Annotated in this window: 12 protein-coding genes; 2 read left to right on the top strand and 10 right to left on the bottom strand. The window is 71.1% G+C overall.

Annotated elements, in window-relative coordinates; translation table 11 throughout:
• Window positions 1–6: 6 nt before the first annotated feature.
• Both ACIBK1_RS22915 and ACIBK1_RS22910 read right to left on the bottom strand, forming a co-directional pair.
• Complete coding sequence (locus ACIBK1_RS22915) at window positions 7–291, bottom strand: hypothetical protein (RefSeq protein WP_231513742.1); 285 nt, start codon at window positions 289–291, stop codon at window positions 7–9.
• Window positions 292–426: 135 nt separating this feature from the next.
• Window positions 427–1035, bottom strand: a complete 609-nt coding sequence (locus ACIBK1_RS22910) for a helix-turn-helix domain-containing protein (RefSeq protein WP_051761297.1) — start codon at window positions 1033–1035, stop codon at window positions 427–429.
• Window positions 1036–1100: 65 nt separating this feature from the next.
• Between ACIBK1_RS22910 and ACIBK1_RS22905 the strand changes: the two genes are divergently transcribed.
• Window positions 1101–1937, top strand: coding sequence for a DMT family transporter (locus ACIBK1_RS22905; protein WP_030506027.1), 837 nt, complete (start codon window positions 1101–1103; stop codon window positions 1935–1937).
• Window positions 1938–2042: 105 nt separating this feature from the next.
• On the opposite strand, the gene ACIBK1_RS22900 is transcribed toward ACIBK1_RS22905, so the two are convergent.
• Window positions 2043–2636 (bottom strand): sigma-70 family RNA polymerase sigma factor, encoded by a 594-nt coding sequence (locus tag ACIBK1_RS22900; RefSeq protein WP_030506028.1) that lies wholly within the window; start codon window positions 2634–2636, stop codon window positions 2043–2045.
• Window positions 2637–2962: 326 nt separating this feature from the next.
• Between ACIBK1_RS22900 and ACIBK1_RS22895 the strand changes: the two genes are divergently transcribed.
• Entirely contained in the window at window positions 2963–4036 is a 1074-nt protein-coding gene (locus ACIBK1_RS22895) for a PLP-dependent cysteine synthase family protein (protein ID WP_030506029.1), read from the top strand.
• Between the two features lie 230 nt (window positions 4037–4266).
• Here ACIBK1_RS22895 and ftsY read toward each other — a convergent pair whose 3' ends face one another.
• The 7 genes from ftsY to rpmF form a co-directional block, all read right to left on the bottom strand.
• Window positions 4267–5448, bottom strand: coding sequence for a signal recognition particle-docking protein FtsY (gene ftsY / locus ACIBK1_RS22890; protein ID WP_363398512.1), 1182 nt, complete (start codon window positions 5446–5448; stop codon window positions 4267–4269).
• Between the two features lie 51 nt (window positions 5449–5499).
• Entirely contained in the window at window positions 5500–9228 is a 3729-nt protein-coding gene (locus ACIBK1_RS22885) for an AAA family ATPase (protein WP_396737511.1), read from the bottom strand.
• A 257-nt stretch (window positions 9229–9485) separates the two neighbouring features.
• Window positions 9486–9680 (bottom strand): hypothetical protein, encoded by a 195-nt coding sequence (locus ACIBK1_RS22880; RefSeq protein ID WP_076436969.1) that lies wholly within the window; start codon window positions 9678–9680, stop codon window positions 9486–9488.
• Window positions 9681–9868: 188 nt separating this feature from the next.
• Window positions 9869–10144 (bottom strand): acylphosphatase, encoded by a 276-nt coding sequence (locus tag ACIBK1_RS22875; protein WP_396738020.1) that lies wholly within the window; start codon window positions 10142–10144, stop codon window positions 9869–9871.
• A gap of 41 nt (window positions 10145–10185) precedes the next feature.
• Window positions 10186–11067 (bottom strand): bifunctional DNA-formamidopyrimidine glycosylase/DNA-(apurinic or apyrimidinic site) lyase, encoded by an 882-nt coding sequence (gene mutM / locus ACIBK1_RS22870; RefSeq protein WP_030506034.1) that lies wholly within the window; start codon window positions 11065–11067, stop codon window positions 10186–10188.
• 16 nt (window positions 11068–11083) lie between these two features.
• Window positions 11084–11833, bottom strand: a complete 750-nt coding sequence (rnc, locus tag ACIBK1_RS22865; RefSeq protein WP_036405116.1) for a ribonuclease III — start codon at window positions 11831–11833, stop codon at window positions 11084–11086.
• Window positions 11834–12101: 268 nt separating this feature from the next.
• Entirely contained in the window at window positions 12102–12281 is a 180-nt protein-coding gene (gene rpmF / locus ACIBK1_RS22860; RefSeq protein WP_030506036.1) for a 50S ribosomal protein L32, read from the bottom strand.

The following is a 12281-nucleotide window of genomic DNA, read 5'->3' as shown; positions in this document are numbered from 1 at the left end:
CGAACGCTACGGATAGCCTCCGGCCGCTCCCCCCCGCAGAACCTTTTCCAGCTCCTCCCACCAGGGCGGCACATCCGCCTTGAGCTCGGCATATCTGCGAGCCACCCGGATGGCGCAGCCTCCGGGGTCCGTACCCAGGTGCCGGCACTTCACGGCACCCTCGCGCCAACGGTAAAAGCCCTCACGGAAGGTCACGACCAGGCCTATCCAGACGGAGAGAGTAGCCTCGTCACCGATCTCGTAGGCGTCGGCCACCCCGAGCGCGGCGAGTTCCGCGCGAAGTTTTTCCACCGCGACTCGAGATTCACTCACCGGCCACCGCCCCCTGCACAGCAGACATGCACAAAAAGGGATGTACCCAACCTTGGAGCGGGGCTTGCGGATTCATTCTGTAATCATCGACTACTAAACGTAACCACGCAGCCCTTACTCGTCAGTCATGTGCGGGTTCTCCGAGATTACGTCGGGGGGCGTCGGGGGCTCGGTGACCACCATCACGAACCGCAACGGCTCGTCGTGCTCGTTGGCGTACCGGTGCGGCCGGTCGGCGCTGAACACGACGGCTTCGCCGGGGCCCACGACGTGGCTCCTGCCGTACACGGTGAGCGTGAGCCGTCCCTCCAGCACGGTCAGCATCTCGCGGGTGCCGGCGGGGTGCGCGTCGCCGTCGTGATGCTCGCCCGGCCCGAGCCGCCAGTCCCACAGCTCCAGGATCGCGGGCGCGTCCGTCCCCACGAGCAGGCGGGCCGACCCGCCCCCGGGATGCCGGAAGGTCACCACCTCTGACTCGTGCACGACCCGGACGACCGGGGTGTCGGCGACCTCCACCAGCCGCGCGAGGGTCACGCCCAGCGCGTCGGCGATTCGGGTGAGCGTGTTGACGCTCGGGTTGGTGCGGCCCTGCTCGATCTGGATGAGCATGCCGCGGCTCACGTTCGACCTGGCCGCGAGCTCGTCGAGGGTCATCCCCCGATGGGCCCGCTGGCCCCGTACGTTCGCGGCGATGGCCGCGGTGATCGTCGCAGGATCAGCCATGAGTACAGCGTAGTGATCTCCTACTACAATCCATTGCACTATTGAGGCAATCTCTTGGGGGATCTGTGACGGCGGTGGCCCTCGCGACGGCATGCGCGGTGATCTTCGGCACGGCCGACTTCTTCGGGGGGCTCGCGACCAGACGGTCGAAGGTGCTGGCCGTCGTCGTGCTCTCCCAGCTCGGCGGCCTGCTGCTGGTCGCCGCCCTCCTCCCGGTGCTGCCGGGCCACCCGAGCACGGCCGCGCTGGCCTGGGGAATGGCCTCAGGAGTCGCCGGCGCCTTCGGCATCGTGCTGTTCTACCGCGGCCTGGCAACCGGCATGATGTCCGTGATCGCCCCGACCACTGCCACGACCGCGATGGCGGTCCCCGTGGTGTTCGGCCTTCTCACCGGCGACCGGCCCTCCGCCCTGGCGCTCGTGGGCGTCGCGCTCGGCCTGTTCGCCGTCCTGCTGGTCAGCCGCGAGCCGAACGGCGGGGCGAGCGGCCCGAAGGCCGGGCCGATCATCGCCGCCCTGGTGTCGGGGGCGGGTTTCGGCGGGTTCTTCGTGCTGCTCAAGCTGGCCCCGGCCGACTCCGGCACGTGGCCGCTGTTGGGGGCGAGGATCGCGTCGATCACGCTGGTCGCGCTGCTGGCCCTCGCGACGCGCAGGAGCCTGCGCCCGGTGCCCGGCAGCCTCAGGGTGACGATCGCGGCCGGGGTGCTCGACATGGCCGCCAACGTGCTCTATCTCTTCGCGGCGCAGCGGGGGATGCTCACCCTGGTGGCCGTCCTGGTGTCGCTCTATCCGGCGAGCACGCTGCTGCTCGCGCGGTACGTCCTCGGCGAGCGGCTGAGCCCCGTGCAGATCACCGGGGTCGGGTTCGCCCTCGGCGCGATCGCACTGATCGCCGCCGCCTGAACCGCCCGAAGCACCGCCTGAACCACTGCCTGAGCCGCTTGCGAGCCGGACCCGGGGGGCGCGGGACCACGCTCCCGCGCTCGCCACGGGCCCGTCAGAAACGGGTCAGGCCGCGCACACCTGCTCGGGGACGCGTACGACGCCCTCCTCGCGGGCGTAGTCCTCCAGCATCCCCCGGAGCTGGCGGCGGCCCCGGTGCAGCCTGGACATGACGGTGCCGATCGGAGTGCCCATCCGGTCGGCGATCTCCTTGTACGCGAAGCCCTCGACGTCGGCCAGGTAGACGGCCACCCGGAAGTCCTCGGGAAGGGCCCGCAGGGCGTTCATCACGACGTTGTCAGGGATCTGGTCGAGCGCCTCGGTCTCGGCCGAGCGCAGCCCGGTCGACATGTGCGACTCGGCCGCGGCCAGCTGCCAGTCCTCGATCTCCTCGGCGGCCGACAGCTTGGGCGAGCGCTGCTTCTTCCGGTAGTCGTTGATGAAGTTGTTGGTGAGGATGCGGTGCAGCCACGCCTTGAGGTTCGTGCCCTCGCGGAACTGGTGGTATGACGTGAACGCCTTCGCGACGGTCTCCTGGACCAGGTCCTCGGCGTCGGCGGGGTTGCGCGTCAGACGCATGGCAGACGCGTAGAGCTGGCTCGTCACCGGCACGACCTCACGCTCGAACCATGCCTGCCGCTGCTCGTCGGTCGAGATCATCTCTTCCCCCTACGGAACTTCTCCCCCGTTACCCGTCCGGCCGGAACACATGCGAGGTCACCCGTTCATCGTTGTGCCAAGGAACATCGTGCCGAATGGGGCCTAAGCACGGTGTTAATGTCGTCCCGCCTGGTCAGCGTCATCGCCCTAGAGACCAGGCCCGCGCGGCCAGGTCACGCGCAAGCCGAACAAGTCTCGTTAGCGTAACACCGGAGCCTCAATACGGAGTAAAATGTGGCAGATTTCACTGGCCGCGACGGACGCGGACCGGTGAAGCCGGATGCGCGCCTTGGTGTTCATGCCGCGCAGCGTGCCAGAGTGGCGGCATGAATCACCTGGATCGGCACGATCCGGTCACGAGGGCATGGGTGGCCGACGCCATCCAGGCCGTCGAGGCCGACGCCAACCGAAGCTGTGACACTCACCTGCATGTGTTCCCGCTCCCCTCGCATTGGGGTGTCGACCTCTATCTGAAAGACGAGTCGGTGCACCCGACCGGTTCACTCAAGCACCGTCTCGCCCGGTCCCTCTTCCTGTACGGCCTGGCGAACGGCTGGATCGGGCCCACCACCACGATCATCGAGGCGTCCAGCGGGTCCACCGCCGTGAGCGAGGCGTACTTCGCCCGGCTGCTCGGCCTGCCGTTCATCGCGGTGATCCCGGCGAGCACCTCGCCGGAGAAACGGGAGATCATCGAGTTCTACGGCGGCAAGTGCCACCTGGTGGACGACCCGAGAGCGATCTACGACGAGTCGCACCGGCTCGCCGCCGAGACCGGCGGGCACTACATGGACCAGTTCACCTACGCCGAGCGGGCGACGGACTGGCGGGGCAACAACAACATCGCCGAGAGCATCTTCCAGCAGATGGCGCTCGAACGACACCCCGAGCCCGCGTGGATCGTGGTCGGCGCGGGAACCGGCGGCACCTCTGCCACCATCGGCCGCTACATCCGCTACCGCCGCCATCAGACCCGGCTGTGCGTGGCCGATCCCGAGGGCTCGGCGTTCTATCCGTCCTGGATCTCCGGCGAGGAGCACGGCGGCGCCGGTTCCCGGATCGAGGGCATCGGCCGGCCGCGGGTCGAGCCGTCGTTCCTGCCGACGGTCATCGACCGGATGACCCAGGTGCCGGACGCCCTGTCGATCGCGGCCATGCACTGGGTCAGGGAGGTCACCCGCAGGGAGGTCGGCGGCTCGACCGGCACCAACATCGCGGCGGCGGTGCAGCTCATCCGGGAGATGCGCGAGCGGGGCGAGCGCGGCAGCGTGGTCACGCTGATCTGCGACGGCGCCGAGCGCTACCGCGACACCTACGGCGATCCGGGCTGGCTGTCGGAGCGGGGCATCGACATCGCCCCCCACCTCGAAGAGCTCCGCACCTTCCTCCGCTCGCCGTGATCTTGCAGTTTGTCACACGTACCTCGTGCGACCTGCGGATCGCCGCTTCGCGATCTTGCAGTTTGTCACGCAGGCCGGAAGCGCCGCAATCGCAAGATCACCGCAGGAGAACAGGCAGGTCGGAGCAGGCCCGTGCAACAAACCGCAAGATCACGGCGGTTGTACGGGCTGCTCACGGCCCTATGGTGCGACAAACTAGATGATCACGACGGAGAGGCGGGGTGGGTTGGTCAGTCGCCGAGCAGGGCGTCGACGAAGACCTCGGGGTCGAACGGCGCGAGGTCGTCCGGCCCCTCACCGAGGCCCACCAGCTTCACGGGCACGCCCAGCTCACGCTGCACCGAGATCACGATGCCGCCCTTGGCCGTGCCGTCCAGCTTGGTCAGCGCGATACCGGTGACATTGACCACCTCGGCGAAGACCTGCGCCTGGCGCATGCCGTTCTGCCCCGTGGTCGCGTCGAGGACGAGAAGCACCTCGTCCACCGCCGCCTTCTTCTCGATGACCCGCTTGACCTTGCCCAACTCGTCCATGAGGCCGGTCTTGGTGTGCAGCCGTCCCGCGGTGTCGATGATGACGGTGTCCACCTTGTCCTCGATGCCCTTGGCCACGGCGTCGAACGCCACGGAGGCGGGGTCGCCGCCCTCCGGGCCGCGCACCACGCCCGCGCCGACGCGGTCACCCCACGTCTGGAGCTGGTCGGTAGCCGCCGCGCGGAAGGTGTCGGCGGCGCCGAGCACGACCTTCCTGCCGTCGCCGACCAGGACCCGGGCGAGCTTGCCCGAGGTCGTGGTCTTGCCGGTGCCGTTGACCCCGACGACGAGGACGACGGCGGGGCGCTCCCCGTGCGGCTGGGTGTGCAGGGTCCGGTCGAGGTCCGGCGCGACCTGCGCGAGCAGTTCCTCGCGCAGCAGCTTGCGCACCTCCTGCGGGGTGCGGGTGCCGAGCACCTTCACCTTCGTCCGCAGTTCCTCCACCATCGCACGGGTGGGGGCCACGCCGACGTCGGCCGTGATCAGGGTCTCCTCGATCTCGTCCCAGACGTCGTCGTCGAGCCGGTCCCGGGACAGCAGTTCGAGCAGGCCCCGGCCGAGGACGTTCTGGGAACGGGCGAGCCTGCCGCGCAGCCGCACCATCCGGCCCGCCGAGGGCGGCGGGACCTCGATCTCGGGAGCCTTGATCAGCTCTTCGATCGGGGGGGCGGGCGGCGGCAGTGTGGTCGTCGTGCCGCCGTCCTCTTCGCCCAGCCCCGTCTTCGCGGGCTCCTCCGCGACGGGAGGCTTCGGCTCGGGCGGGGCCGGCGGCGCGGGCGGCAGGTCCTTCGCCTTCGGCCGGAACAACAGCCACAGGCCACCCACCGCCAATATGGCGACGATGGCCACGATCACGATGATGCCGAGGTAACCGTCCACACCATGCAGTTTCCCAGATCACCCGCATTACTCCCGCCAAGGGCGAGATCTCTAGACCTTCTCGCGGAGGCGCTGGCTCACGACCTGGGTGACGCCGTCGCCACGCATCGACACGCCGTACAGCGCGTCGGCGATCTCCATCGTGCGCTTCTGGTGCGTGATCACGATGAGCTGTGAGGTCTGTCTCAGTTCCTCGAACAGGGTGAGCAGCCGCTGCGTGTTGGTGTCGTCGAGCGCCGCCTCGACCTCGTCCATCACGTAGAACGGCGACGGGCGGGCCTTGAAGATCGAGATGAGGAACGCGACCGCGGTCAGCGACCGTTCACCGCCGGACAGCAGCGACAGGCGCTTGACCTTCTTGCCGGGCGGCCGGGCCTCGACCTCGACCCCGGTCGTCAGCATGTCCTCCGGGTCGGTCAGCAGCAGGCGGCCCTCCCCGCCGGGGAAGACCCGCTGGAAGATCCCCTGGAACTCACGCGCCACGTCCTCGTACGCCGCCGCGAAGACCTGCTCGACCCGGTCGTCGACCTCCTTGACCACGAGCAGCAGGTCGCGCCGGGTCTTCTTGAGGTCTTCGAGCTGGGAGGTCAGGAAGGCGTGCCGCTCCTCAAGGGCGGCGAACTCCTCCAGCGCCAGCGGGTTGACCTTGCCGAGCTGGGTCATCTGCCGTTCGGCCGTCCTGGCCCGCTTCTCCTGCTCCTCCCGGACGTACGGCACGGGCGGCTCTCCCGGCACCGGCACGCTCGGCCCGTATTCCGCGATCAGCGGTTCGAGCTCGATGCCGTACTCCTCCAGGGCACGCTGCTCCATCTGCTCCAGACGCAGCCGCCGCTCGGTCCTGGCCATCTCGCTGCCGTGGACCCGGTTGACCAGGGAGTCCAGCTCGGAGCTGAGTTCCCGTACGCGCAGGCGCACCTGCTTGAGCTCGGCGTCGATCTGCCCGCGCGCCCGCTCGGCCTCGTCGCGCTCCTCGGCGGCCCGCGCGAGCGAGCCCTCCAGGGCGTTCAGGGCGGCACGCGCGCCGTCGGCCACCGCCGCGGCGATCTCCGCCTGCCTGCGGCGGCGTTCGCGGTCGGCCGCGGCCCGGGCGCGGTCCTGCCGCTCGCGCTGCGCCGCACGCAGCAACGCGTCGGCCCGGCCCGCGATGCCCCGCACCCGCTCCTCCGCCGTACGGACGGTGAGCCGGGCCTCCATCTCGGCCTGCCGGGTGACGCCGCAGGCGGCGGCCAGCTCGTCGCGGGTGTCGGTGGTCGGCTCCGCCTCCAGCTCGGCGGCGTACTCCGCCTCGGCGAGCTGCTCCTCCAGCTCCACGACCGCCGCCTGGGCCTGCTCGCGCGACTCCTGGGCGTCCACCACCGACCGGCTCAGCCGGGCCGCCTCGTCCTGAGCGGCCTTGACGGCGGCCTCCAGCCGCGCGAGCTGCTTGGCCGCCGCCGCGGCCCGCTGGTCGGCCTCCCGCTGCCTGCCACGCAGGCGGTCGAGCCCGGCCTGCGCCGCGTTCAGCCCGTTCTGCGCGGCGTTGACGCCGCTCTGGGCGACGCTCACGCCGCTCTGCGCCTCCGCGACCCGCGCCTGCGCCGCCTCAAGCGCGAGCTGGCACTCCCGCTCGGCGGCCACGGCCTCGGCCAGCGCCTCCGCGTGCCGCTCGGCCCCGGCCCGGGCGGTGGCGAGGTCGGCGGCGGCCTCGTCCAGGGCCGTGCGCATCTGCAGCAGCGAGGAGCCGCCGCCCGAGCCGCCGTGCGCGGCGTTGACGCCGAGCAGGTCGCCGGACGTCGTGACGGCACGCAGTTCCGGATGGGCGTCGACGACCTTGCGCGCGGTGAGCAGGTCGGGCACCACGACCACGTCGGACAGCAACGCCTCCACGGCGGGGCGCAGCTCGTCCAGCACGGTCACCAGGTCGGCGGCCCACTCTGCGCCCGCGACCGGCGTCTCCGGTCGTGCGGCGCCGCTCGGTCCACCATCGCTCTGGCGGTCGCCCGCGATCAGCAGGGCGGCGCGGCCGGCGTCGGCCTCACGCAGGTGCTCCACGGCCGCGACGGCGGCGGTGAGCGAGGCGACGGCCACCCCGTCCACGGCAAGCACCGCCGCGATGGCGGCCTCCGCCCCTGGACGTACGGCGAGCAGCGTGGCGATCGGGCCGAGCAGGCCCGGCAGCCCGGCGCCGAGCAGCGCGGCGGCCCCGTCCGCACCCCCGGCCAGGCTCATCTCCAGGGCCTCGCACCGCGCCTGGAGAGCGGCGACCGCACGCTGCGACTCCTGGTCGGCGGCCCGGGCCGTGTTCACCGCGGCCTTGGCGGCGGCCAGCGCGTCCCTGGGCGCGGCCAGCTCGGCCCGCACCCGCTCCACGACGGCCTCGGCCTGCTCGGCCACGGCCCTGGCCTCCTCCACCGCGGCGCGGGCGAGGTCCACGCCCTCCTGCGCGGCCTCCAGCTCGGCCACGAGCTCGGGGTCGGCCGGCGCCTCGTCGAGCGCCTGCGCGTCGAGCTCGTCCTGGGCCTGCTCCGCGCGCCGGGTGGCGTCCTCGACGGCCTTGGTGAGCCTGCCGATCTCGTCTCCCGCGGCCCTGGCCCGGCTCCTGGCCGACTCGACCTGGCCGCGGAGGCGGGCGAGGGCCTCGCGGCGGTCGGCCGCGGCACGGGCGGCGGCGGTCAGGCGCCGCTCCTCCGCGGCCAGCGCCTCCTCGGCCTCGGCGCGGACCTCGACGGCGGCCGCGAGCCGCTCGCGCGCCTCGTCCAGCTCATCCGCGAGCACCCGCTCCTGCTCCCGCACCTCGGCGGCCTCGCGCTCCAGGTCCTCCGGGTCGCGCCCGCGCCGCTCGATGGAGGCGGCGTCCGCGGCGTGCCGCCGCCGTTCGGCCGCGAGGCTCTCCACCCCGCGCAACCGCTCCCGCAGAGCGGAAAGGCGATAGTAGGTCTCCTGGGCGGCCTTGAGACGCGGCTGGGCCTCGTTCTCGGCCGCCTCCAGCTCGGCCTCCCGCCGCTGCCCCTCGGCCAGCTCCGCCTCCACCTGGGCGCGCCGCGCCTGTACGGCCGCCTCGTCCGCCTCCTCACGCTGCAGGGTGTCGCGGAGGGTGATCACGTCGTCGGCGAGAAGGCGCAGCCGCGCGTCGCGCAGGTCGGCCTGGATGACGGCCGCCTTGCGGGCGATCTCGGCCTGCCGGCCCAGCGGTTTGAGCTGACGGCGCAGCTCGGCCACGAGGTCCTGGACCCGGGTCAGGTTGGCCTGCATCGCGTCGAGCTTGCGGAGGGCCTTCTCCTTGCGCTTGCGGTGCTTGAGTACGCCCGCGGCCTCCTCGATGAACGCCCGGCGCTCCTCCGGCCCGGCGTGCAGCACCTGGTCGAGCTGGCCCTGGCCGACGATGACGTGCATCTCCCGGCCGATGCCGGAGTCGGACAGCAGTTCCTGGATGTCGAGCAGGCGGCAGGTGTCGCCGTTGATGGCGTACTCGCTCTGGCCGGACCGGAACATCAGCCGGCTGATCGTCACCTCGGTGTAGTCGATCGGGAGCGCGCCGTCGCTGTTGTCGATCGTCAGGGTGACCTCGGCCCGGCCGAGCGGCGGCCGGCTGGAGGTGCCCGCGAAGATGACGTCCTCCATCTTGCCGCCGCGCAGCGACTTGGCGCTGTGCTCGCCCATCACCCACGCGAGGGCGTCCACGACATTGGACTTTCCGGAGCCGTTGGGGCCCACCACGGCGGTGATGCCCGGCTCGAATCGGAGGGCGGTGGCCGAGGCGAAGGACTTGAAGCCGCGTAAGGTGAGCGTCTTCAGATACACGTCCGCCCCCCTCGGTGCCGCCTGGCGTTTGGGGGGAAGACTACAGCGCCCGGCGGCCGGAGATGCGGGGATAGGCAGCGGCGGCCGATTGGGAAACGAATACGGGTAAGGCAAGCCGGGCGGTTCGCCCATCCCGCCCGTGGCCCGTTATTAATGATCAGTTAACCGTCGAATCAATTGCCGGGGAACGAGGGCGGAAATGGCAAGGGACGCCTTTGCGGGGCGTCCCTACAATCCTTTCCCGTTCCCGCCGGACCTCAGGTGAGAGCCGGCTCGCGATCCTGCAGCCGGACCAGGGCCTCGTCACGAGTTTGCGCTGCGAGCGCGTCGTTCTGGGCCTGGAGCCGGGTGAGTTCTGCCTCGAGGTCGCGGACGCGCTGCTGGAGGCGGCGCATTTCCGAGATCATCCGAGGATCAGGACCGCCGACGTGGCCGAGTAGAGCCTTCGCCATAGTAAAGGGTCCTCCACGCTGAGTGACCAGACTGGTTCGCGCACTTCATGCCGCGGGAGGGGTGCGCGTGGTTCCTCTCAAGAGTCGCACCGGCAATGGAGTCGGTCAAGTTGAACGCTCCGCACAGACATGCCGGTGGGCACTCTCGCTAGATAAATATACCGGATTTGAGGGGTTTGAGGGAAGCCCTACCTCTCGACAAACCCGGCGATACCTCTCTTCGCATCGCTCCAGCGCTCGACCACCCCCTCAACATGGCCGGGCGTGTCTCCGGTGCGTAACAACGACAGGAGTTTCTCGCACGACTCCCTCGGGCCCTCGGCGACGACCTCGACCCTCCCGTCGGCCAGGTTCGAGGCCCACCCGACGAGCCCGAGTTCCAGTGCGCGGGCGCGGGCCCACCAGCGGAACCCCACACCCTGCACCCGTCCCCGGACCCATGCCGTCAACCGAACCACGCCTATAAGTATCCAGATCGACTCCGGCCGCCGCAGCGGGGGGTGGTCTAAGGACGCGCGTTCCCCGGGCGGGGCTGGCACTTCGGGCAGCTGTAGGAGGACCTGTTCATGAACGCCTCCCGCCGGATGGGCGTCCCGCAGCGGCGGCAGGGCTCGTCCCGCCTGCCGTACACGGCGAGCGAGCGGTCGAAGTAGCCGCTCTCGCCGTTGACGTTCACGTAGAGGCTGTCGAAGGAGGTGCCGCCCTGCCCCAGCGCCTCGGTCATGACCGCGCGGACCGCCGCGAGCAGTTCGGCGATCTTCGGCCGAGTAAGCGTCTCCGTCGGCCGCGCCCAGTGCAGGCGCGCGCGCCACAACGCCTCGTCGGCGTAGATGTTGCCCACCCCGCTGATCAGCGACTGGTCGAGCAGCGCCCGCTTGATCCCCGTACGGCGCAGCCGCAGCCGTACGGCGAACTCGGCGTCGTCGAAGGCGTCCTCCAGCGGGTCGGCGGCGATGTGCGCGATCGGCTCGGGCACCGGCCGCCCCCGCCCGGCGGTCATGGGCGCCACCAGGAGGTGGCCGAAGGTGCGCTGGTCGACGAAGCGTAACTCCAGGCCGCCGTCGGCGAAGCCCATGCGCACGCGCAGGTGCTTCTCGATCGGCGACAGCGGGTCCACGACGAGAAGCTGGCCGCTCATGCCGAGATGGGCGATCAGCGCCTCAGCTGACTCCTCCTCGCCCGAGGCGCCGTCCCGCAGGGGCAGCCACAGGTATTTGCCGCGCCGCTCGGCCGAGGCCAGCGTGCGGCCCTTGAGCTGGGCGGGCAGATCGCCGACGTTGCGACGGACCGCACGGGGATGCAGGACCTCGGCCGCGGCCACCGTCCGGCCGGCGACCCAGCTCTCCAGTCCCCTGCGGACGACCTCGACCTCGGGCAGTTCGGGCATGCGCCGTCTCCCGTGCTCAGGTGCGCACGGGACCGGCGCCCTCGCGGGCGTCGCGCAGCGCGCGGATCGCGGTCCAGGCCGCCTCGGCCGCCTGCTGCTCGGCCTCCTTCTTGCTGCGCCCGGAGCCCTTGCCGTACTCCTTGCCGCCCACGCGCACGATCGCGGAGAACGACTTGGCGTGGTCGGGCCCGCTCTCGTCCACGTGATACTCCGGCACGCCGAGCATCTCGGCGGCGGTGAGCTCCTGCAGAGAGGTCTTCCAGTCGAGCCCGGCGCCCAGCGACGCCGACCGCGTGATGAGCGGGTCGAACAGCAGGTGGACGACGCGGAACGCCTCGTCGAGGCCCTTGTCGACGTACACGGTGCCGATCAGGGCCTCCAGCGTGTCGGCCAGGATGGACGACTTGTCCCGGCCGCCCGTGCCCTCCTCGCCGCGGCCGAGCCGCAGGTATTTGCCGAGGTCGAGCGTCCTGGCGACGTCCGCGAGCGCGCGCATGTTGACCACTGCGGCGCGCAGCTTGGCGAGCTGGCCCTCCGGCAGGTCCGGGTGGTTGCGGAACAGCGTGTCCGTCACCACGAGACCCAGCACCGAGTCGCCCAGGAACTCCAGGCGCTCGTTCGTCGGCAGCCCGCCGTTCTCGTACGCGTACGAGCGGTGCGTCAGCGCCCGCTCGAGGATGCCGGTGCTGAGCCGGACATCCAGGGTCTGGGACAGCTCGTCTCTCGCGACCTCGACGGGCACGGGCTTTACGGACGGCGCGGCCATGAAATCCTCCCAACTCCTAGGTGCAGGCAGGGCCGTGCACGGGAGGCAGGCGGGCCGGCCGAAGGCCCGAAGGCGTGGTGGACGCCGGTCCGCCGGGAGCCGATGGCCCCGGCGTCCACCACGGCCGCGGGCGTGCATGCCGGTGCGTACCGTCCAACCGCCACCGCACGTTCCTTTGGAGCACGGTAACCCTTTGAAGCACGGTAACGCCGACCGGCTCGCTTTGACGATCCGGCCGGCGTCCCGACGTCCCTTACCGCGCGCGCGATCAGGCCGACGGCTCGACGACCTGACGGCGGTTGTAGGTGCCGCAGGTCGGGCACGCCACGTGCGGGCGCTTGGGCGAGCGGCACTGCGGGCAGCTCACGAGTGCGACCGCCGCCGCCTTCCACTGGGACCTGCGGGCGCGGGTGTTGCTCCGCGACATCTTCCGCTTGGGGACGGCCAC

Source organism: Microbispora rosea (assembly GCF_044460045.1).
GTDB classification, from domain to species: domain Bacteria; phylum Actinomycetota; class Actinomycetes; order Streptosporangiales; family Streptosporangiaceae; genus Microbispora; species Microbispora rosea.
Note: the sequence above shows the minus strand (reverse complement) of the source record. Positions and strands in the feature narration are given on the sequence as shown.